This window comes from Exiguobacterium sp. KRL4 (genome assembly GCF_001870785.1).
Taxonomy (GTDB): Bacteria; Bacillota; Bacilli; order Exiguobacteriales; family Exiguobacteriaceae; genus Exiguobacterium_A.
The window spans coordinates 1-22,838 of record NZ_MOLV01000001.1 but is presented as its reverse complement, the minus strand read 5'-3'; the positions used below and the strand labels follow the sequence as shown (position 1 = coordinate 22,838).

The following is a 22,838-nucleotide window of genomic DNA, read 5'->3' as shown; positions in this document are numbered from 1 at the left end:
AACTGTTGCTGTGGTCTCTCCATATTCTCCGACCGGTTTATTAACTTGTGCTTACTATAACATATCTCACATTACTTGAACAACATTGCGGCCTGGACAGCTTTTTTCCATCCGCCGTAGAGTGCTTCACTCTCTTGTTCGGCCATGTCCATCTCAAACCGGCGGTCCATCTGCCACTGCGCGGCAATCTGTTCTTGATTTTCGAAGAAGCCGACAGCAAGGCCTGCAAGGTAAGCCGCACCGAGAGCCGTCGTCTCGTTGATTTCCGGACGTTCGACCGGCGCTTGAATGATATCACTTTGGAATTGCATGAGGAAATCATTTTTGACGGCACCCCCGTCAACACGTAAGGTCGACATTTCGATCCCGGAATCCTGTTCCATCGCTGTCAAGACGTCACGTGTCTGATAGGCAAGCGATTCAAGTGTCGCTCGAATGAAGTGTTCTTTTTCGGTTCCGCGTGTCAGACCAAAGACAGCTCCACGGACATCTGAATCCCAGTACGGTGTGCCGAGACCGACGAATGCCGGTACGACATACACACCATCCGAAGATGTCACACGTGTCGCGTAGGCTTCTGTTTCTTTCGCATCGTTGATGAGACGAAGACCGTCCCGTAACCACTGAATCGCTGAACCGGCAACAAAAATACTGCCTTCAAGGGCATATTGGACTTTCCCGTCAATTCCCCAAGCGATTGTCGTTAATAATCCGTGGTCAGACGTCACGGCTTTGTCACCTGTATTGAGCAACATGAAACAACCTGTTCCATACGTGTTTTTGGCCATACCTTTTTTAAAACAGGCTTGTCCGAATAAAGCAGCTTGCTGATCTCCGGCAGCCCCCGCAATCGGAACCGATTCACCGAAGAAATGATAGCCAGCTGTATGGGCATACACTTCAGACGACGGACGGACTTCCGGAAGCATGGCCTTTGGAACGTCGAGGATGTTCAGTAATTCTTCGTCCCATTTGAGTTCATGGATGTTATACATCAATGTCCGGCTCGCATTGGAATAGTCCGTGACGTGAGCCTTTCCACCAGACAACTTCCAGATCAACCACGTATCGATTGTTCCAAACAACAGTTCACCCTGTTCCGCCCGCTCGCGTGAACCTTCGACATGATCAAGAATCCACTTGACTTTTGTTCCGGAGAAATAAGCGTCAATCAATAAACCTGTTTTTTCACGGAACAATTCGGCATGTCCAGCCTGTCGCAACTCCTCACAAATTCCAGCGGTTTGTCTCGATTGCCAGACAACGGCATTATGAATTGGTTTTCCGGTCTCTTTCTCCCAGACAACCGCTGTTTCGCGTTGATTCGTGATTCCAATCCCTGCGATTTGTGTCGCCTTGACATTTGCTTCTGTTAAACACGTCGCAACGACAGCCAGGACACTTCCCCAAATCTCGTTGGCGTTGTGTTCAACCCAACCTGGCTTCGGAAAATACTGTGTAAACTCACGTTGTGCGGAATGAACGATTTCCCCTGACCGATTAAATAAAATCGCCCGTGTACTCGTTGTTCCTTGATCTAATGACAAAATGTAGTTCTCCATCTCTTCCCCATCCTTTATATCTAGTAAGTTAAGCTTAAGCTGACTTCGACTTCACTGACGTTGATTTATTCGGACGAACACCGAATCTATAGCATAAGCCTAATATGACAATCGTCACAAGTCCAACGACCACAAATGCCGGTGTATCTTTGCCCGAGAAGACAGACCGATAAAACAATCCGCCTAGGCTTCCGCCAAGAATCGGACCGATGACCGGAATCCACGAATAGCCCCAGTTCGAAGACCCTTTTCCTGCAATCGGCAGAAGGAAGTGAGCGATTCGCGGACCTAAATCACGTGCTGGGTTCATCGCGTATCCCGTCGTTCCCCCAAATGACATCCCGAGACTGACGATCAAGAAACCGACGATCAATGGATTCAAACCATCCGAAAACGTATTGGCACCGATCGATAAAATACCAACGACCAGTAAAAAAGTCGCAATCAATTCACTCATCACGTTCGAAAACGTATGCGGAATGGCAGGTGATGTTGCAAAAACACCCAGTTTTGCTGCCGGATCTTTTGTTTCCGCCCAGTGCGGTAAGTAATGTACAAACACGATACTGGCGCCTACAATCCCACCTAATAATTGCGCAATCATATACCCTGGAACGTCCGCCCAGGCGAATGATCCGTCAAACGCAAGACCTAACGTCACGGCTGGATTAAGATGAGCCCCACTAAATTGTCCGACTGCATAGACGGATAAAGCGACCGCAAATCCCCAAGCGAAGGTGATGACGATCCACCCTGCATCTTTTGCATAGGATTTCGATAACGTGACCCCTGCTCCGACACCGTTTCCGAGTGCAATGAGCAGCGCCGTTCCTAAAAATTCTGCTAGTACTGGTGACATGTGTTCTTCCCCCTTTGTATGTGAAAAAAGCAACAAAAAAAGAGATTCGCGCCTCGGCTTTTTGAATGTTCTCAAAAAGCATGAAAGCGTGAATCTCCGATTTCTCCGTCACTTCGTATCAACTTGTTTTCACTATAACAATCGATGAAAACGCTGTCAAACGATTTATGTGATTTTTATCATAGCGTTTTCATTTGGTTGGTTCAAAGTATTTCCACAACTCTTTATTTGATGTCGTGATACTCGATGCTCCAGCTGCGATTGCTTGTTCCACTTCCTCAACCGTATCGATCAATCCCCCAGCGAAGACTAATTTCCCCGTTTTTCGTTTGACCTCTTCAATATACTTCGGCATCAATCCAGGCAATACTTCGATATAGTCGGGTTGTGTCCGTTCCATCAAATGATAACTTTTTTCGAGTGAACTCGAATCGAGTAAAAACATCCGTTGCATCGTCTTCACCTTTTTCTGACGCGCTTTGACGATGACACTCGCTTTCGTCGAGATGACGCCGTACGGTTTCAGTTCTTGACAGACATATTCTGTCGCAAACTCATCATTTTTTAATCCTTGAACTAAATCCATATGCAAAAACATTTTTTTATCGTAACGATGCGCTAATTCGTAGACGGCCTTTAAGCGCGAGACATGCATCTCGAGTAACACGCCGTATTCATACGGACTTTTCAACATTTTTTCAAAGTCTTCTAACCTTCTGACGGACGGCAAAATCTTTTGACCGAAGTATGTCATGTCGTATCCCCATTTCTGTGATTTCTTCCTAGTATGTCGCCTTTTTAAGACTTTTCGCAATCTTCTTTTCATGAAAACGAGTGAAAAGAACGATTAAAATAGGGTATACCTTAACGATACTGCTTTGAAATGGAGGTGAGAAGCGCAGTCTTTTTTACCTGTGCCTCCCATGAGTCAACAAAAAAGAATCCTCATTTACTTATTTTCCATCTTGATCAACGCACTCGGAAATAGTTTTATGGTGACTGCCGCCATCGGTAGCGCCCCTTGGACATCTGCAAGCGAAGCCTTAGCTCGCATCTCGCCTTTGACCGTCGGACTGGCGATTGTCGTCTTACACCTTTTTGCACTTGGAAGTGCCTTGATTCTTGGTAGTCGATTTAGTTGGTGGACGATTTTACTTAGTTTTTCCTTAGTCATCCTGTTTGGAACAGCGATTGACTTTTTCTTATCCATCCATCAATTGCTTTATATACCAACGACACTTTGGATGCGTATCCTCTATATGGTGATCGGGATGCCGTTGATTTCACTTGGTCTGGCTCTGTATTTGCAAATCGGTTTTGTCTTGATGCCACCCGACTATTTGATGAAGTCACTCATTAGCCGGTTTAAAAGTACATCAATCGGTGCGACCGTCAGTCTCGCAATTCCTTTTTTGATTGCGAGCATCCTGTCACTCGTTGAACACGAACTGATTGGAATTGGTGTCGGAACGTTTGTCTTCTTATTACTGAATGGTCCATTGATCGAGTTTTTCCAAAACGCCTTTCCCATCACTCGTCGTATCCAATGACAAACAGATCCTCTCCTTGCTGATGTTCCAGCAAGGAGAGGATCTGTTTTTGAATGAATCGGCTTACAGATACGATTTTTTTTGGAAAATCAAGATTGAGCCGCCAAACAAAACTAAGATATGCGCGATGACGAAAATGATCGAAAATGTTAACGTCGTTCCCATCGGTTCAGCCATGCCATATCCTACAGCATCCTTAAAGTACATCGACCAATCCAAGTGCATGAAGACGATCCACTTGGCGATTTCCGGTTTAAGCGCCAGTAACACGCCTCCAACAATCGTCGTAAAGAACTGGGCCAAGACCGTAAAGCCGATGATCATTCCGACGGAGCGGAAGACAAGTGAGAAGAACAACGTCATGAAAATCGTGAAGATCGGGTTGACGAGCGCCAAGACCGTATCTCGCAATTGAAGTGTTTCACCGCCTTCAGAAAAGGCAAACGAGGCCGCATACGTAATCAAGGCGATAAAGAGAAATTGCCCGAGCATGATTAAGATCGAAAACAGTAATTTCGAGAAGTAGATTGTCATCCGCGAGTACGGACTCATCAACAGATGTTTCATCGTATCATAACGGACCTCGTTCCCGACTGTCTCTGCCGTGAAGACAATCGTGATGATTCCAAGCAATCCAAACAAGATTGTTGAAACCAACGTATAATACTCACTTCGGGTAAAATCAAAGTCATTGGTTTTGGCGATGATGACCAGTCCAGCAGCGATGACGACATATAGTGCTAAAACGATTTTTGATTTTTTCATCGTCCACCATTTCATCCATTCATTTTGTATGAGCGAAAGCATGTGAATCCCCCTCTTTTTTCGTCACTTGTAAGAATTGTTCTTCGAGCGTCAGACGCTTGATCGTCAGTTCATGTAGATCCGCAATCGGAACGATCAATCGGGCGATTGCCGGTGTCTCACTTTCCGGTGCTGTGATGACGATTTTGTCCTTCCAGCGTTCTGCCGGATAATTCGCGACCCGCAATACTTCGATCACATCCAGAATAGTTGCTTCCGGTACACGGATTAAAATTTTTGCTCCCGTCTCATTTTGGACGGATTCGACGGATTTGATGACCCCTTGATCAATGATCGCGTACCGGTCGCTGATTTGTTCCATCTCACCTAACATATGACTCGAAATCAGAATGGCGATATCCTGTTCCCTCGCCATTTTCCGTAAGTATTCGCGTAGTTCTGCGATTCCCGCTGGATCGAGACCATTCGTCGGCTCATCCAGGATCAAGACACGTGGATTATGTAACAGGGCACGTGCGATTCCTAGACGCTGTTTCATCCCCAGTGAATATTCGCCGACCTTTTTAGAAAGTTTCCCTTCTAGACCAACAAGTTGTGCTAACGCCTCATAATCAACCGTCGCAAGGCCGGGAATCAGGTTTTTCGCCTGGACAAGGTTTTGTTTTCCGGTCATGTATGGGTAAAATGCCGGATTTTCGACGATTGCACCGATTTGTGTCAACGCTTTCGAACGTTCCTGAACGACATCAAAACCATTGACGGTGACCGTCCCCTCGTCCTGTTCGAGCAGCCCGGTAATGATACGGATCGTCGTTGTTTTTCCGGCACCGTTCGGTCCTAGAAATCCAAATACTTCTCCCGGTGATACTTCAAAACTGACGTCTTTTAAAATTTGTTCTTTTCCTAACCGTTTTGACACATGTTCAATTTTTAGCATCTTTTTTCCTCCTCTTGCTTGCACTTCTTGTTCTAGTGTACGTCATTAAAGAGAAAAAAGTTCCTATCCTTACAATTATGTAATCCACTGCCAATTCCATTTTATTTTATCGACGATTTTTGCCTGCCCTATGACGATGATCCATAAAGTTTGAATTAAATCAAAACAGATAAATCGCTTATGTTAAAATATTAGGAAAGATCTTCCTCACCTATCTCGTTCTTGAAATGGAGTTTATTGCATGCACAACTGGTCTATTCGTTTTGATGCCTTACTTGCCTTATTGATTGCCGTTCTATTTTTTATCATGACACTTTGTTTGACGTTTTTAATCAGTCACCGCGCGACCGACCGATTAAAAGAAGAAGTAGGTACTACCTTGTCTGCAACCGCTTATCAGTTATCCGATAAACTCGATCATTACATGTGGTCACGGACGGCTGAAGTCAATGTCTTGCGGACATTACCCACGATTCAGCAACCTAAGAACACCGAGGAAACACGTGATACGCTACAGCAACTGCAACAACAAATTCCTGACTTTTCTTGGATTGGTGTCGTCGCACCCGATGGTCAAGTCCTTGCTTCAACCGGAACAATTTTAGAAGGTCAATCGATCAAAGAGCGTCCGGTCTTTCAACAAGCACAAAAAAAACCGTTTATCGGTGACGTCCATGATGCCGTCTTGCTTGCCAAATTACTCCCGAATCCTAGTGGTGAGCCCTTACAATTCGTTGATATCAGCACACCGTTGTTTACGAACGGTAAGCTGACTGGTGTTCTCGCAGCGCATCTGAGTTTTGAATGGGCGAAGGAAATTGAGCAGAGCTTCCGAAGTTCGACGGCTCAGATCAAGGATGTTGAAGTCTTTATTGTCAGTAAACAAAATCGAACCGTCTTACTCGGTCCGGAGCAGTGGCGTGGTAAAACGCTCCCCGCTTCCTTCTTGTCAGGAAATCAGACTGGTTACCAAGTGTCGTCTTGGAAAGATGGGCAAGAATATTTGACAGGCCTAGCTAGAAGTAAAGGCTATAAAAATTATGATGGTCTTGGCTGGACTGTCCTTGTTCGTCAACCGAGTCAAGTCGCTTTTTCAGATGCGAGTACACTGAAAACGTATATTCTGATTGCCGGTTTAATTGCCTCGCTCCTCACAGCCCTCATCGGTTGGTTCGTCGCGCGACTGCTGACTCGCCCTTTACAACAAATTACCCAGGCAGCAGAAGCGATGCAACATGACCCGTTAAAATCGATTCCATCCCACAAAGGAATTCGTGAAGTGGAGGTTCTTTCGATTGCATTACGTCAATTGACGACCACGTTAAGATATACGGAACAAGAACGGACAACGTATGAATCACTCGCTTTACATGACGCCTTAACCGGTTTACCCAATCGAAACGGATTATCGGATTACTTAGATCTGTTGTCGCTCAAAGACTATAACCAAGTCTACTTGTATCTTGATTTAGATGGTTTTAAAGCCATCAATGATCAGTATGGTCATGTGATGGGAGACCTTGTCCTGATTGAAGTCGCCGATCGTCTCCAAAAATCATTACGGTACGAGGGCATGGCGGCACGCCTTGGTGGTGATGAATTTTTGATCATTCTTAATGAAATACTTTCACTTGAGGAAATTGATCGCTACGGAAAAGATATCATCCATACACTTTCCTATCCTTTTGTCTTAAACCAACATGCGCTCCAAATCGGAGCAAGTATGGGTGTCGCCATCCGTTCGTCTGAAGAGTCGATTGAACATGTCATTCAACGTGCCGATACGGCACTATACGATTCTAAAAAACACGGTAAAGGTCGCCTCACCTTCCATCAGTGATAGGGATGGACACGATTGACAAGCTAGACCGTTCTCCGTAATGTGAACAAATAGAAGAAACTACACAACTACTTACAACAAGGAGCTGACAGCATGAATCAGTGGACACGCGAAGCACGCTATCGCCCGCTCTCCGATCTCGCACCGGAAGTGTATCAACTCATGAAAGAAGAAGTCCGGACATCCCCTTGGCGCTTCTCTTTTCATATTCAACCACCAACCGGGTTGTTAAATGACCCGAATGGTTTTGTCTATCATGATGGTACGTACCACCTATTTTATCAATGGTTCCCACTCGGACCGGTTCATGGATTAAAATACTGGTACCATCTGACGTCAAAGGATTTGGTCCACTGGTTCGATGAAGGCGCGGCACTGATCCCAAATGATGATCCCGATTCGCATGGTGCCTACTCCGGTAGTGGCTTCGTCAAGGATGATAAAGTCCATATCATGTACACAGGCAATAAACGCGATCAGGATTGGGTCCGGCATACGAGCCAAATCGTTGGACACCTTCGTTCAGATGGTCGGGTCGAAAAACATCTTCCGCCAGCGATTGCAACGGTACCAGACGGTTATACTGAACATTTCCGGGATCCAAAAGTGTTCCAACATCAAGGGACATGGTACTGCATCATCGGTGCCCAGCGAAATGATTTGACCGGTTCTACGGTCGTCTATCACTCTGAAGATGCTGAATCCTGGACGTTACTCGGAGAACTGGAAACGCGTTATCCGGACTTCGGCTATATGTGGGAGTGTCCCGATTATTTTGAGCTGGATGGGCACGGATTGTTGCTTTTTAGTCCACAAGGTATCGAACCGACAGGCGACCACTACCAAAATATTTTCCAATCCGGTTACTTCATCGGTCAGACGGTTGACTTCCCGAACCTTTCTTATCAACATGAAGACTTTTTAGAACTTGATTTTGGTTTTGATTTTTATGCACCACAGACGACGTTAGCAGCAGACGGTCGCCGGATTCTCGTCGGTTGGATGGGTTTACCCGATATCACGTATCCAAGTGATCGTTATAAATGGGCGCACGCTTTGACACTGCCACGAGAATTAACACTCGAACAGGGGCATTTACGCCAAAAACCGGTCCGCGAACTAACCTCTCTACGAAAAGACACCCTGTATGAACAACCTCTTGTAGTCGAACAACAGGCAAGTCCTGTCCAAGCGGAAGTCTTTGAACTGGTCCTGTCTCATCTTGCTATTTCTTCCGGACAGTTCGAATTAAAGGTCCGTGCGAGTGAGCAAGAAGAAACGATTCTGCGTTATGATACACAGACGAGACGATTTACATTGGATCGTACACGGTCTGGCGCAGAGGTTCCCGCTGTCGAATACGGAACGACGCGTTCCATCACGTTAACGGAACCACTGCACACGCTGCGGCTGTTCGTCGACCGTTCGTCGATTGAAGTCTTCTTGAACGACGGAGAAGCGGTGGCTTCTGCCCGTATCTTCCCGAAATCAACCAGTCAAGGAATTGTCTTAAGCGGTGAAGCAACTGTCCACCTTGCGATTTATTCACTCTGACTATCGATGTTTAAACAAGCAAAAAGCACATTCCTCGCAGTTAAACTGAGGAGTGTGCTTTTTTTATCCGAAGGAGATTTGTTTTTGAAGATCAAACGCCAAGATATGCTGTTCTCCGATCGGTCCCATCACAGACTGTAGCGTATCGACGTATCCTGTCTTGAAGTACAGAGATTTTGCTGCAATATTTTTTTTATTGACGGCTAACGTGATAGCTGTCACTTCCGGAAAATGTTTATTCACGAAGGCTGGCAACTGCATCATCGCTTCTTTCGCATATCCTTGTTGTTGATGCCGGGCATCAATCGAAAAGGCACGCAACAGCACACTTTGTTCATCTGTCCGATGTGTTTTGGGAGGATGTAAATGCAGGATGAAAAAACCAACGACTTCTGTATCCTTTTTAATGACAACCGGAAATTTATCGGGATTTTCTAACGCTTCTGACACCACCTGTGTCGGAAATGTCGTAAATTGGATTTGTTCTTCCGGAAGAATAAACGCATCACATTGTTCATAGTGTTCATTGGTGTACATAACTAACTTCACTTGAGACATATTTTTTCCGCCTTCCATTAATCGAAGAGATACGCTTCTCTCCTTACATCTATTTCCATTTTACATGTTCTAGATGTCTTTAGCCAATGTTTGAGGGATGTTGACTGAAAGGTTTTCTCTTTACTTCTATTCCACTTCTTTTGTAGACTTAATCAATTGTCGAACTGAAAATGCTAAACTAAGAAGAGAAATTTGAGTTTACAGATGTAAGAGGTGAACAAAACGATGTCGACAGACTTTTTCGAACGTATGGAGCTTGAAACCGGAACCAAGCTAAACCATGTGCAACGCCAAGCAATTGAACATGATCAAGGTCCCCTTCTATTACTCGCTTCCCCGGGATCCGGGAAAACAACAACGTTGAATTTTAAAATTGCTTATTTGATTCTTGAAAAAAAAGTAAATCCACGATCCATCTTAGGTTTAACGTTCAGTAAAGCCGCTGCTCACGAAATGGCAGAACGTTTTCACGATTGGTTCCATCATTTAATCGGAACGACCGCTTCTTTTTCGACGATTCACAGCTTTGCCTTTCAGGTCGTTCGTGACTACGCGGCAACGAATCGCCTTCACTATACGATCATTGAAGGGGCCATTGAGAAATCATCATCTTCCCGTTCTGAACAACCGTTGCATAAACGGATGATCCTCCGTCGAATTTTTCAAGACATCAATCGGAGCGTCATCACGGAAGATCAGATGGATGAATTGTTACGGATGATTTCATTTGTCAAAAACCGTTTATTGTCACAAAAAGATCTCGAAACGTTAAAAACGACCATCAAACATTTTCCGGAAATCTATCTTGCTTATGAACAGTTCAAACTACGTGATCCGCTTCACCCTTTAATGGATTTTGATGATATGTTGACGTATGCCAATACGATTTTAGCAGAAAATGCTTCATTGTTAGCGACGTATCAACGAAGATTTGAGTACATTTTGACAGATGAAAGCCAGGACACCTCACTCGTCCAACACCAACTTGTTGAAAAATTAGCATTACCGAACAACAATTTGTGTGTCGTCGCTGATGATGATCAAACCCTCTACAGCTGGCGCGGAGCAGATGTCTCTAAAATCATCCATTTTAAGGATACGTACCCGGATGCTACCGTCTTGTACATGGAACAGAATTACCGTTCTTCGCAAGAAATCGTCGAGACGGCCAATCGTTTCATTCAACGAAATAAAGTCCGTCATCCTAAAAAAATGTTTACAAACAACCCTTCTTCTCGCCCGATTGTCGTAGAAACATTACCTGCCTATGAAGACCAGACCCGTTATGTCATTCGTCATTTACGGGAAGAAACTAATTTTCAAGAAGTCGCGATTTTGTATCGAAACAATTCTTCTTCCATCAATGTCATGAACGCACTTGATTTAGCAGGGATTCCTTTTTATATCAAAGACGTCGATCATAAATTCTTTAGCCATTGGGTTTTAAAGGATATCTTACATTTCATTGAACTGGCGAATGATCCTTCAGACGTTGATGTATTGGCACAAATCCATACGAAGTTTGCCGGTTACATCTCGAAAGTCCAACTCCAACGTTTATATGAGTTGCGCAATGGTGAAAATGTATTTGATTTATTGATCCAACATGTCGAGATGAAATTTTATCAAAAGAAACAATTAAAGACCATCAAATCGGTTTTTGCCGCCATTCGGACGGCTCGACCTGCATCGGCATTAACGTTGATCCGAAACGAACTCGGTTATGAAAAAAACCTAAAAAAAATGAGTGATAGTCTTGGCTTCAGCATCGATTTTCTGCTCGAGATGCTTAATACGATTGAAAATGTCGCGAGTGACCTTCCGACGGCACTCGCTTTTAAGGAACGTATCCTGCATCTTGAACAATTGATGCGGCAAGCAAAATCAAATAAACATCAGAATGCCGTCACATTGTCGACTTTTCATAGTGCAAAGGGTCTTGAATTTGATCGGGTCTTCATGATTGATTTGATCAACGGGGTACTTCCGTCCTCTGATAATATCAAGTCTTACAAAGACGGGCAGTTAGAAGAGATGGAAGAGGCGGTCCGCTTATTCTATGTCGGGATGACACGGGCACGTCACGAACTTCATTTGTTGTCCTACCGGTATAAATCAAAGCCGGTCGAAGAGTCCCTGTTCATCGGAAATATCCGGCACATTCTTCATCCAAATGACACAGCCAAAAAAACGCATGCGCGGAGCCAACGGGTAACTGAAAAAGCGTCCATCCCACTTTTACCTGTTCAGCAAAACATGCGGATCCGTCATACCGCGTTTGGTGACGGTACGATTATTCATGTGATGGATGATGTGCTCGACATTCAATTCGATAAAGGCATCGACAAACAACTTTCCCTGCAAGTTTGTTCTGAAAATCACTTGTTAACGATTCTCTAAGTTAAAAAAATCGCTCTACTTCTTAACTATCAGGCGTAGTCCTGCAGCTAAGAATGAGCGATTTTCCTTTTTTTACGGATTCTTTTTAGTCGTCAATCGTTGCGACGCACTAATGCATCCCGGATTTCGGTCAATAACTTTTCTTCCGTTGTCGAAACGACGATTTCTTCCGGAACTTCCTCTTTCCGGCGGAAGCTGTTGATGCCCTTGACGAACAAAAATAAAGCAAAGGCAATCAAAATGAACTCGATGCTTGCCTGAAGGAACTGTCCGTAAAGCAACTTGGCTTTCCCGACCGTCACTGATAACTCTTTCACGTCAATCCCACCAATCACTATTCCGATCAGCGGCATGAAGATGCTGTCGACTAAAGATTTGATGATGCCGCTAAAAGCGGCTCCCAAGATCACGCCGACGGCTAAATCAATCACATTTCCGCGAAACGCAAACTCCTTAAACGCCTTGAACACGGTTGGTGACCTCCTCTGACGTTACGTCCACGCTTTGTCCGCCAATTGGCCAATCGCGTAACCAACACCGTTCTCATCATTTGTTTTTGTGACTTGATGGGCGATTGCTTTCGCTTCTTCGTGACCATTCCCCATCGCAATCGCCATTCCAGCAACCTTGAACATCGGTACGTCATTTAGATTGTCGCCGATCACTGCTACCTCGTCGATGGATACGCCGAGATGTTTCGCCAGTGTTTTGACAGCCGTGCCTTTATCGGCACCAAGTGCCATGACTTCGATGTTATCATGACCGGATGAGGTTACGTAAATGCCGTCCACTTTTTCTTCAATCTCTTTCCAAATCTTTTTCATCAAGTCTTGATCAAATGAAAACGATATGAATTTAAAGACTTGCCCTGCTTGATTCCGAATGAACGACCGGAATCCATCAATCATCTTGACATCTTCATTGACATAATACCGGTTATGGAAAAACTCGAGGACATCTTTCGCACGATCACTTTCTTCACTCATCTCCTTGAGCGAATCATAGGCTGCATCAATTGTTGATCCTTGAGCAGTGACAAGACCTTGATCACAAAACATCTCGAAGAAGACTTCATATTGGCTGATGATGCCATAAATCTGTTGCGCTTGTTCAGCCGTCAACGTCGTTGCACTTAATTCTTCTCCGTCAACCGTCAAGACACGTGCACCGTTTGATGCGATGATTGGACAAACGATTCCTGCCTGATCCGTCAATTCTTTAGCGTTTAAGTAATTTCGTCCTGTCGCAATCGCAAATTCAACGCCCTTCTCTTTTGCCGCTTGAATCGCGGCAATCGTTTCCGGTTCTATTTTCTGTTTGCTGGATAATACCGTACCATCCATGTCTGAGATCAATAATTTGATTGCTTTTGCCAAAACGTTCACTCTCCTTTGTCTTTTTCAGTTACACTATACCATTTCTCTTGTCTTTTTCCTGTTTTCACCCTTCTTCTCACACTACAAAATCGGGGACAGCAGTCGCGAGATACTCTCTTTGAATTTAATCATGCGTGACCGTTCTGCGTATTTCTCAGCAGTCAATCGTTCACAGACAAGACAATCCTCTTCGAACAAACGGGCTAGTGCGCTTGCGACCTCTGCGTCGTAAACGATGGTGTTCATCTCGAAGTTCAATCTAAAGCTTCTTGCATCGATGTTTGTCGTTCCGACTGATGCGAGTTCTTGATCGACGACAATCGTTTTCGCATGCAAAAATCCGGGTTCGTACGTATAAACCATCGCCCCATAATCAATCAATTCTCCGACGGCCGCAGTCGTCGCCCAGTAGACAAACGGATGATCCGGTTTATTTGGAATCATGATCCGGATTTCGACACCCGACAGTAATGCCATCTTACATGCATCCATGTAACTTGTATCCGGAATGAAGTACGGAGACTGAATATAAACCGATTGTTTAGCGGAAGAAATCATCTTGATCAGCATATTTTTTAAATGTTCGGTCTTCGAATCTGGACCAGACGTCACGATTTGCATCGGTACATTGGTTCCGATGGTATGTGTCCCGTAATGAAAAAATTCCTTTCCCGTATAAATGTCACTCGCTTGATTCCAATCTAAAATGAAACGATCCAGTTGATCGTGAACGACTTCTCCTTCTAATCGAAAGTGCGTATCCCGCCAGTAGCCAAACTTTTCATCGATTCCGAGATATTCCGTCCCGACATTAAAACCTCCGATATAACCGATTTTTCCGTCAATGATACAGGACTTCCGGTGGTTTCGATTGTTGAGCCTAAAATTGATCAAGCCGATTGTAGGTGGAAAAAAGGCAAACACTTCTCCACCATGTTCCATTAACTCCTTGAAGTCTGGTCGTTTCAAATCCCGCGAACCAACGGCATCGTAAAGCAAGCGAATTTTCACTCCTTGCTTGGCCTGCTTCGTTAAGGCCGAAATCAAGGCAAGTCCTAGCGAATCCTTTTGAATGATGTAGTACTGAATGTTAATTTCATATTTTGCGTTCAAAATATCAGTCATCATCCGATTAAATTTTTGTTCTCCATCCGATAAAATAATGACCTCATTTTTGAAACTGAGTAACGCATCGTTTGAATTCAAATTCATCCGGATCAACTGATTGTATCGTAAAACAGCAGAATGACGCGTTTGTGTCTGCGGATGATTCAATTCGTCTAGTTGTAATGCCACCCGCCGTGCTTGTTCTTTTTTTTCGTCCTCCTTGACGTGATAAAAATCTGTTTTTTTCAAGAGACGTCCAAAAAAGAGATAGATTAGAAATCCGACGAGTGGAACAAAATACAAAATCAATACCCAGGCCCATGTCGCTCCGATATCGCGTCGTTCTAAAAAGATGACGGTCAATACGGCAACTAGATTCATGATGATTAATCCGTAGGCCAGGATGACAAGAAATGTGCTGACGACGTCAAACAATTTAATCCCTCCTCCTACTCATTTTTTGACCGCTTCCTACTTCTAACGTATTCCTTCTTTTAACCTTCTCCTAAACAAAAAGTTACTTTTGGATTGGACAACATGATTTAACATGTAAAGGTGTGTCATTCAGGCCCTTCGTTATTCGTCAAATCAAACAAAAAAACCTTGAATGAGACACTCAGCAATCTAGAGTGTCTCATTCAAGGCGTAACCCAAAACGCGTAATCAAAAATCGTTTGTCTTATCGACGCTAACATCAGTTAGCAGATTCTTCTCTATGCGATTGATCGAGCTCAATCGATTCAATCATCATTTTTGCACTCGTGACGCAGTCAGGTAAGCCGACACCATCGTAAGCAAGACCTGCGAGATAGATACCTGGATACTTTGCCGACACTTCATCCCGAACACGTTGGGTCCGTTCCGCATGTCCGACGGTATAAGCAGGCAAACCATCTATTAATCGGCTGATGATGACTTGTTTCGGTTCTAATTTCCGACCGCAAATTTTTTCTAAATCCTGCAAAACAGCTTGCTGCAAAATTTCATCCGATTCACGAACAAGATGGTCATTCCCCGGTCGTCCGACAAAAGCACGTAAGACCGTATGATTCGGTGCCGAATGATTCCATTTTTGATCAATCGCCGTACATGCTGTTATCGAATACGGTGCTCGACGATTAACGACAAACCCTGTTCCTTCAATCGGCAGTGATTCTTGCTGATCAAAAATCAGTGTGATCGTCGCTGTCGAATGGGTCGTCAACTGTTCGAGTTCCGGTACATGCGCTTCCGGTAATAACTGAACGACTTGAGGATGCGGAATCGTCAAGAGGACATAATCCGCATATTCCGGACCATGATCCGTCTTCAAGCGGTAACGTCCGTCTTCCCGTGTAATCTCAAGCAACGGTGTCTCCAGACGGATTTCGGATTGTTCTAACGTTTCTTCCAACCGCTCAATCAATGACTCAAGACCGGTCGCTAATGATAAAAATTGTCCGGTCGCTTTGATTGTCGTTTGTGGCGTATTAGGAGTTTGATCGAGCGGACGCATCAAACGCATTCCTTCAAATAAGGAACCGGCTTTTTGTTCATTTGCGACAAATTGAGGATATGTCGCAAACGTACTCATTTTATCGATGTTTCCGGCATAGATACCCGATAACAGCGGTTCAATCAATTTTTCGACCAAAGCATCCCCCAACCGCGGTCGTAAATACTCACCAAGCGGGATATCGTGTTCCGGAATCGTCAACTGTTCCGAAGGATGTAACAATAAGTTCGCGACTTCTTGTTTTTCCTGTTCCGTTAGCAAAGTTGTTTCTCGGAACAGCTCCAAATCCGTCGGAATGCCCATGACCGAACCTTTTGGAATCGGATGGAGACCACCCGGATCCAGGATGAAGGCTTGTGATGTATTGTTGCGAACTAATTGATCACCAAGTCCGATTGCTTCAATCAAATCCGTCAAGATGTGTTTTCTTGCGACATATGAATCTGGTCCACGTTCAATCGTGAATCCCTCTTCCCGGTACGTCGCGACCTTACCACCAAGACGTTCTCCTGCCTCAAGCAACGTGATGTTCAAATCTGGAAAAGTACGTTCTGCGTAATAGGCAGCGGCAAGACCCGTGATACCACCGCCGACAATGACGAGACGTTTACTTGACATAACTACCGACCTGCTTCGAAACAGCCTCAGTGACTGCTTTCATGAAGGCTGGATCCGCATTCGGCATGATTGGACGTGCATAATGAATTCCAAGTTCATCACAAACGACTTTACATTCGTAGTCATTATCGAATAAGACTTCCAAGTGATCTGCGACGAAGCCAACTGGCACATAGACAAACGCTTCATAGCCTTCTGCTTCATAGACGTCACGTGTTAAATCCTGAACGTCCGGTCCGAGCCATGGTTCTGGCGTTTGACCAGCCGACTGCCAGCCGGTAATCATATGTTTCACACCTGCACGTTTTGCAATTAATTCTGCTGTTTCTTTTAATTGTTCCGGGTATGGATCACCGTTCGCAATGATCTTTTCCGGTAAACTGTGTGCTGATACGACTAATACGGCCTTCTCTTCGGGAATCGGCAACGCATCAAACGTTTTACGAATTTCTGTTCCCCACCAGTCAATAAATGCTTCTTCTTTATACCAAGATTCAACAGAAGCCAAATGAATTCCATGTTTATCTGCTACTTCTTTCGCCCGACCGTTATATGAACGAATGCTGAACGTCGAGTAGTGCGGTGCAAGTACAACAGTGACCGCTTCTGTAATCCCGTCTTTCGCCATTTGCTCGACCGCATCTTCTACGAACGGTTCGATGTGCTTCAGACCCAGATACAGTTTAAAATCGATTTCGTCTGCATATTTTTCTGACAATTGGCGGTGCAATTCCTCTGCCTGATCAATCGTGACTTGGGCAAGCGGTGAAACACCACCAATCGCTTCATACCGTTCTGTCAGTTCAGCCAATGCTTCTGGAGACGGTTTCCGTCCGCGACGAATGTGCGTGTAATATCGTTCGATGTCTTCCGGTTTATACGGCGTACCATACGCCATGACAAGTAATCCTAATGTTTTCATTTCGCTACCCCCATTTTTTCTTTCGAGTAATCATGGATAAATGCAGTGAGACGTTTCAAGACTTCCGGATCGACTTCTGGGAAGATACCATGACCAAGATTAAAGATGAATCCGGGACGTTTCATTCCCATATCAAGAATTTCCGTTGCTTTGGCTTCGAGAATTTCCCATGGTGCAAGCAAGTAGGATGGATCAAGGTTTCCTTGTAATGTCTTCGTCAGTCCGCGTGCACGGGCTTCGTCAATCGACAGACGCCAATCGAGTCCAACGACGTCAAGCGGCAAATCATGCCATTCTTCCGCCAAGTGACTTGCTCCGACACCAAACATGATCATCGGAACACCTGTCTCTTTTAACTCGTTGAAAATCCGTTCCATCGTCGGTTTGATATAAAGGATGTAGTCTTTACGACTTGTCGTACCGACCCATGAATCGAAGATTTGGAACGCCTGGATGCCGGCATCGACTTGCGCTTTGATATAATCGATGACCATATCTCCGAGTTTCTCCATTAAAGCATGCCATACATCAGGATGACCATACATCAATGCTTTCGTTTTGTGGTAGCCTTTTGACGGTCCACCTTCGATCATGTAACTGGCTAGCGTGAACGGTGCACCCGAGAAGCCGATTAATGGAACTTCGAGACGTTCGCGCAACAGTTTAATCGTCTCAAAGATATACGGAATGTCTTCTTTGTTGAATGGTTGTAAGGCTTGCACATCGTCCATCGTCCGAATCGGATTGGCGATGACAGGACCAATCCCACTTTTAATTTCGACATCAACGCCCATCGATGGTAAAGGTGTCATGATGTCTTTATAGAGAATCGCTGCATCAACCCCTAGTTGTTTGACCGGTAGCTCCGTGACGTACGCGCATAACTCTGGATCATGTGTAATCTCAAACAACGTCCGTGTTTTCTTGATTTCACGATACTCCGCTTGATACCGACCTGCTTGACGCATATACCAGACCGGTACATGGCTTACCTCTTCGCCACGAATGGCCCGCAAAAATGTATCATTAAAGTTTTTCATCATAACTACCCCTTTATACTCGTTCTAACGCCCCAAAATAACGCACGATAAGTTTGTGAACACAGAAACATTATATCTGAAATTCAGAACGGTGTGCCAATAAATCGTTTACAAAATTACAGTTCTGTTACCCGTTCATCAAATGTTCACCGTTTCTTGTAAAGACCGAACGCTGCATTCAATTGTCCCCGGATCAAATCCGAGCGTTGTTGTTCGGTCACTTTCCGATCCTTTTCACGAATCTCATGCGTCCGCCAACCCTCTTCGATTTTCTCCGCGACTTCTACTAATCGTTCGATATCGGTAAATGAATATTTTCTTGTTTTCCCGTTCGTCCGTTCCGGAAAAATCAATTTCCGTTCTTCATAGTAACGAATTTGACGTTCCGATAAACCGGTCAATTCACAGACAATACCAATCGTCATCACCTTTTTCTCTCGGTAATTCATCTTCGTCACTCCTTTCCTCCAAAATACCATGTCAGATTTTCTGACACAAGACGTTTCTTGGAAAGGATTTCCGTCTAAAGTAAACACATACTTTAAATTGATAAAGGAGGAACGACGATGAATCTGGAAGAAATGTTAGTCTCAGTGGATACGTTTTATGTCTTATTCGCTACTTTACTTGTTTTTACGATGCAAATCGGGTTTTTATTACTTGAAACAGGGATGTTACGCGCTAAAAATGCTGGACACGTCGCTGTCAAACAGTTGATCAGTTTCTCCGTCGCTGCCCTCGCCTTTTGGGCGATTGGCTTTGGATTGACGTTCGGAGATGGACCCGGCTTGATTGGAACGGAAGGATTTTTCCTTCAAGGTGGTTTCTCAAGTCTTGATTGGTCAAACGTGACAATCGATGTGAAGTTTCTTTTCCAGCTTTCCTTTGTTGCCGTGTCATTAGCGATTGCTTGGGGTGGTTTTGCAGAACGTGCGAAACTCTCGGTTTACCTGTTGTTCGGTACATTTTTCGTCGCCATCATCTATCCAATCATCGCTCGTTCGGTTTGGGCCGGTGGTTTCCTTGGTTCACTCGGTATGCAAGATTTCGCTGGATCAACGGTCGTCCACTTGCAAGGTGGGATTGCGGCACTTGTCGCGGCCTTAATTTTGAAAAAGCGGATTGGCGCAGAAACAACACCACTGCTTGGTCATAACGTCATCTATTCTGTCGTTGGTGCCTTTATCCTCTGGTTATGTTGGTTCGGATTTAACGCTGGATCAACCCTGACGATTGCCGATGGATTCTTCAGCTATGTCGCCTTGACAACACTTCTTGCGACAGCAGCCGGTGCACTCGGGGCGCTCGCGATTTCCTTCTGGCATCGACGGGTCGCAGATATCCCTTCGATCATCAACGGTGTCCTCGCAGCGCTTGTCGCCATCACGGCTGCTTGTGCCTTCGTTGAACCGTGGGCAGCCGTCGTCATTGGTTTCCTCGCTGGTGTCATCACGTATGGAACAAGCATCTTACTTGCCCGTCGTGTCGATGATCCGTTATGTGCCTTTTCTGTTCATGGTGTAGCCGGCATCTGGGGAACACTTGCAACCGGATTCTTCGCTTCACCACGACTCGTTGAAATTACAGGAATCGGTCAAGCGGGACTGTTCTATGGTGGCGGCTTTACGCAACTTGGCGTACAGGCACTTGGTGTCGTATTCGCCGTCGTCATCGTCAGCGTCTTGAGCTACGCCTTCCTCAAATTACTCGATGTCACGATTGGTCTACGAATCACTCGGGAAGATGAGTTACGTGGACTCGACGTTGCTGAACACGGACAGGTGTCTTACGACCTCCCCGCTCCTGTCAGCAAAGAGTTGAAAAAGGCTTACGAACAAGAAGAAACAACGGAAAAAGTCAACTAACTAGTTGTTTCGTCAAACAAACAAGACCCGATTCCCCGTCTGCTCGGACAGGGGGTCGGGTCTTGTTGTTCGCCTAAAAAAGCGGTTGAAGCCATCTACTTATTTTTTTCGTGCATAGTACTCGCTAATGCCAAGCGCCACGATCGCCCCTACAAAAACAGTAACTTCACTGCTGAGAATAAACCCTGCCAGTGCGAGGACCATCACTTGTAAGAATGACGTGACACGGATGACTTTTCGTTTTGAAGATACTGCATCTCCAAATGGTAACAGGCGTGTCAACAGATGAGAATCAATCGCCCGGGTAAACGGTGCAAGTTGAAAGCTCGTCAATCCACTGAACGCTGGAATCGCTAACGTTACGAGCCACCCGTTGTCTTTCGCAAGCCACATGAACACCGCACCAATCAATGTCAATCTTACAATCAAACCAATTCCGTCTGTACTTCGGATAAATTGTTTCATATAGAGGTAATCAAACGTTCGTTTCTGATCAAATCCGATTTTCTCAACGAGATGACTTAACAGACGTCGACGCTTATAGGTTGTTGACAAGCGTGGTACATCCACGAACCAGTTCGCAATCCGATAAAACCGGTCACGTGATTCCTGCTCGAGCGTAATCCATTCCATCAAAGGTAACTGTTCTTGTTTTTTGAGGTGAAGCGTGAGCAGCAACAAACTCGTTACGACGATACTGAACGAACCCATGTCAAGCATGACGAGGACTCCTGCACCTGTCGCATACAAAAGAACGATTCGATGACCGATTCCTTCTAGTTTCGATAAGTTCGCAGCAGCTCCGATCATCCCTAAAGAGACGAATAACAAAATCAATTCGCCAGCTGTCGTCTGCTCTGTCCGTACATATAGAACAGAGACCGCTAAAAATGGAAGAATCACCCGGAAAATTCCGTATACGGCATTGTATACCCGGACACGTTTCATATATCCATCTAAACGCGGCAGACTGGGTAATAAAAACACTTGATCGGCCTCAACTAAAAACGTTCGTGTTGATCGGTAACATGCCAATAAAATGAATAATCCTCCCATGATGAGGTGCCCGGGGAAATCAGGATCGATTTGATCCAAAAATCGCCCATAGACGACCAGTCCATATAAAACCACGAAGTAGACCGTAAACAACAATCCACCGTTCGCCATGTATCGCGTGTACTTTGTCATTTCTGCCATCGCGGCTTGATAACGTGTTTTCCATAGTGCGGAACTGGTCATCGTTCCGCCTCCTCGATGGCCGCTACATAAATGTCATCGAGTGAACCTTGCTGGAGTTCGTACCGGTTCCGTAATTCTTCCGTCGTCCCTTCTGCTGCAATATGGCCTTCATGTAACAAGATGAATCGATTACAATGTCGTTCCGCCGTTTCTAGTATATGAGTTGACATCAAAATCCCTTTTCCGTCTGCTTTTAATTCACTAAAAATCGCCAACAGTTCACGAATCGCTAACGGATCAAGTCCTACGAACGGTTCATCAACGATCAAAAGTTCACTTCCTGTAATCAATGCGCAGAGAATCATTGCCTTTTGTTTCATCCCTTTAGAAAAAACGCTTGGAAACCATTCCAATTGTTTCGTCATGCGTAAGCGCGTCGCATAATGGATGATTCGTTCTTCCGCTGTAGTTTTATCAACAGCATATCCTTGTGCCATCAACCGTAGATGTTCCCGCAACGTCAATTGTTCGTATAACATCGGTTGTTCCGGAATATAGGCTACTTGTTTTCGATACGTTTGTTCGTCTGCTTCCAAACTGACACCATTAATTAAAATTTCTCCCGATTTCACAGGTAACAAACCGAGTATATGTTTAATCGTCGTCGATTTACCGGCACCATTTAAACCAATCAAGCCTACCAATTCTCCCTGTTTTACTGCTATATCAATATGGTGCAACACTTTTTTGGATCCGTACCCACCTGACAAATCATTTATTTTTAATAACACGATCGTTCACTCCCTTCATTAACTATCCTAGACAAATCATTCTCACTTTTCTACTCCTGATCATTTTTTTTATTAAGAAAAGGTTTGAATACATCTTTTTACGGTAATTACTCTAAGTGTAATCGTTACATCAATATATGAAAACGACTTACAAAAATTGAAAGTAGTATTTTAAATACAAATTTCTTTGAGAGGTAACTGGTATAATCGTCTAGCCATTTTACTTTTAATAATTTACCTCGCTTACTAAAAGGAGTATTTAAGGACTTTCATCTTTCAATGTGTTTACAACTACCTGAAAACAGGTAAATCTTAAGTAAGAAAAGGAGTGTTTTAAATGGGATTCTTATGGGCTTTAATCGTTGGCGGGCTAATCGGTTGGGTAGCTAGTCTTATCATTGGGAAAGATGTACCAGGTGG

The 22,838-nt window shown here is 44.6% G+C and carries 20 protein-coding genes and 1 pseudogene; 6 read left to right on the top strand and 15 right to left on the bottom strand.

Translation table 11 applies throughout. The annotated features are described in order from the left end of the window. Positions 1-71: 71 nt before the first annotated feature. From glpK to BLD48_RS00090, 3 genes are all read right to left on the bottom strand, one after another. On the bottom strand, positions 72-1,562 hold the full coding sequence (glpK, locus tag BLD48_RS00100; protein WP_071498432.1) for a glycerol kinase GlpK: 1,491 nt from the start codon (positions 1,560-1,562) through the stop codon (positions 72-74). 34 nt (positions 1,563-1,596) lie between these two features. Further along, complete coding sequence (locus tag BLD48_RS00095) at positions 1,597-2,421, bottom strand: MIP/aquaporin family protein (protein ID WP_071498431.1); 825 nt, start codon at positions 2,419-2,421, stop codon at positions 1,597-1,599. A gap of 190 nt (positions 2,422-2,611) precedes the next feature. Continuing rightward, entirely contained in the window at positions 2,612-3,175 is a 564-nt protein-coding gene (locus tag BLD48_RS00090) for a glycerol-3-phosphate responsive antiterminator (RefSeq protein WP_071498430.1), read from the bottom strand. Positions 3,176-3,344: 169 nt separating this feature from the next. Here BLD48_RS00090 and BLD48_RS00085 point away from each other — a divergent pair, with 169 nt between their 5' ends. Continuing rightward, positions 3,345-3,971, top strand: a complete 627-nt coding sequence (locus tag BLD48_RS00085; RefSeq protein WP_071498429.1) for a YczE/YyaS/YitT family protein — start codon at positions 3,345-3,347, stop codon at positions 3,969-3,971. A 63-nt stretch (positions 3,972-4,034) separates the two neighbouring features. On the opposite strand, the gene BLD48_RS00080 is transcribed toward BLD48_RS00085, so the two are convergent. Both BLD48_RS00080 and BLD48_RS00075 read right to left on the bottom strand, forming a co-directional pair. Next, on the bottom strand, positions 4,035-4,778 hold the full coding sequence (locus tag BLD48_RS00080; protein WP_071498428.1) for an ABC transporter permease: 744 nt from the start codon (positions 4,776-4,778) through the stop codon (positions 4,035-4,037). After that, on the bottom strand, positions 4,756-5,673 hold the full coding sequence (locus BLD48_RS00075) for an ABC transporter ATP-binding protein (protein ID WP_071498427.1): 918 nt from the start codon (positions 5,671-5,673) through the stop codon (positions 4,756-4,758). The genes BLD48_RS00080 and BLD48_RS00075 overlap by 23 nt, the downstream gene beginning before the upstream one ends. Positions 5,674-5,914: 241 nt before the next feature. On the opposite strand from BLD48_RS00075, the gene BLD48_RS00070 reads away from it, so the two are divergent. Both BLD48_RS00070 and BLD48_RS00065 read left to right on the top strand, forming a co-directional pair. Next, entirely contained in the window at positions 5,915-7,513 is a 1,599-nt protein-coding gene (locus BLD48_RS00070) for a sensor domain-containing diguanylate cyclase (RefSeq protein ID WP_071498426.1), read from the top strand. A gap of 93 nt (positions 7,514-7,606) precedes the next feature. Continuing rightward, positions 7,607-9,067: a glycoside hydrolase family 32 protein gene (locus tag BLD48_RS00065; RefSeq protein ID WP_071498425.1), complete on the top strand. Its 1,461-nt coding sequence runs from the start codon at positions 7,607-7,609 to the stop codon at positions 9,065-9,067. 63 nt (positions 9,068-9,130) lie between these two features. Here the strand turns inward: BLD48_RS00065 and BLD48_RS00060 are convergent, their stop codons facing one another. Next, on the bottom strand, positions 9,131-9,625 hold the full coding sequence (locus BLD48_RS00060) for a GNAT family N-acetyltransferase (protein ID WP_071498613.1): 495 nt from the start codon (positions 9,623-9,625) through the stop codon (positions 9,131-9,133). 225 nt (positions 9,626-9,850) lie between these two features. Between BLD48_RS00060 and BLD48_RS00055 the strand changes: the two genes are divergently transcribed. Then, a complete protein-coding gene (locus BLD48_RS00055; protein ID WP_071498424.1) occupies positions 9,851-12,025 on the top strand; it encodes an ATP-dependent helicase in 2,175 nt (724 codons plus the stop codon). A 92-nt stretch (positions 12,026-12,117) separates the two neighbouring features. On the opposite strand, the gene mscL is transcribed toward BLD48_RS00055, so the two are convergent. The 7 genes from mscL to BLD48_RS00020 form a co-directional block, all read right to left on the bottom strand. Continuing rightward, positions 12,118-12,495 carry a large-conductance mechanosensitive channel protein MscL gene (mscL, locus tag BLD48_RS00050; RefSeq protein WP_071498423.1) on the bottom strand — a complete coding sequence of 126 codons (378 nt, stop codon included), beginning with the start codon at positions 12,493-12,495 and terminating at the stop codon, positions 12,118-12,120. Between the two features lie 21 nt (positions 12,496-12,516). Further along, entirely contained in the window at positions 12,517-13,410 is an 894-nt protein-coding gene (locus tag BLD48_RS00045; protein WP_236629888.1) for a Cof-type HAD-IIB family hydrolase, read from the bottom strand. Between the two features lie 72 nt (positions 13,411-13,482). Further along, the gene (gene cls / locus BLD48_RS00040; protein WP_083412203.1) at positions 13,483-14,943 is read right to left on the bottom strand and encodes a cardiolipin synthase; all 1,461 of its coding nucleotides are present in this window, start codon (positions 14,941-14,943) and stop codon (positions 13,483-13,485) included. A 259-nt stretch (positions 14,944-15,202) separates the two neighbouring features. Then, positions 15,203-16,621, bottom strand: a complete 1,419-nt coding sequence (gene hemG, locus BLD48_RS00035) for a protoporphyrinogen oxidase (RefSeq protein ID WP_071498421.1) — start codon at positions 16,619-16,621, stop codon at positions 15,203-15,205. Continuing rightward, positions 16,611-17,543: a ferrochelatase gene (gene hemH, locus BLD48_RS00030; RefSeq protein WP_071498420.1), complete on the bottom strand. Its 933-nt coding sequence runs from the start codon at positions 17,541-17,543 to the stop codon at positions 16,611-16,613. Before hemH ends, hemG begins: the two co-directional genes overlap by 11 nt. Further along, the gene (gene hemE, locus BLD48_RS00025) at positions 17,540-18,586 is read right to left on the bottom strand and encodes a uroporphyrinogen decarboxylase (protein ID WP_071498419.1); all 1,047 of its coding nucleotides are present in this window, start codon (positions 18,584-18,586) and stop codon (positions 17,540-17,542) included. Before hemE ends, hemH begins: the two co-directional genes overlap by 4 nt. 143 nt (positions 18,587-18,729) lie before the next feature. Continuing rightward, positions 18,730-19,032, bottom strand: coding sequence for a MerR family transcriptional regulator (locus BLD48_RS00020; RefSeq protein ID WP_014969689.1), 303 nt, complete (start codon positions 19,030-19,032; stop codon positions 18,730-18,732). A gap of 117 nt (positions 19,033-19,149) precedes the next feature. Between BLD48_RS00020 and BLD48_RS00015 the strand changes: the two genes are divergently transcribed. Beyond that, positions 19,150-20,448, top strand: coding sequence for an ammonium transporter (locus BLD48_RS00015; protein ID WP_071498418.1), 1,299 nt, complete (start codon positions 19,150-19,152; stop codon positions 20,446-20,448). A 99-nt stretch (positions 20,449-20,547) separates the two neighbouring features. Here the strand turns inward: BLD48_RS00015 and BLD48_RS00010 are convergent, their stop codons facing one another. Then, positions 20,548-21,687 (bottom strand): ABC transporter permease, encoded by a 1,140-nt coding sequence (locus BLD48_RS00010; RefSeq protein ID WP_071498417.1) that lies wholly within the window; start codon positions 21,685-21,687, stop codon positions 20,548-20,550. After that, a complete protein-coding gene (locus tag BLD48_RS00005; RefSeq protein ID WP_083412202.1) occupies positions 21,684-22,418 on the bottom strand; it encodes an ABC transporter ATP-binding protein in 735 nt (244 codons plus the stop codon). The genes BLD48_RS00010 and BLD48_RS00005 overlap by 4 nt, the downstream gene beginning before the upstream one ends. A 337-nt stretch (positions 22,419-22,755) precedes the next feature. On the opposite strand from BLD48_RS00005, the pseudogene BLD48_RS16635 reads away from it, so the two are divergent. Next, positions 22,756-22,838 (top strand): annotated as a pseudogene (locus tag BLD48_RS16635) (GlsB/YeaQ/YmgE family stress response membrane protein); the annotation flags it as partial.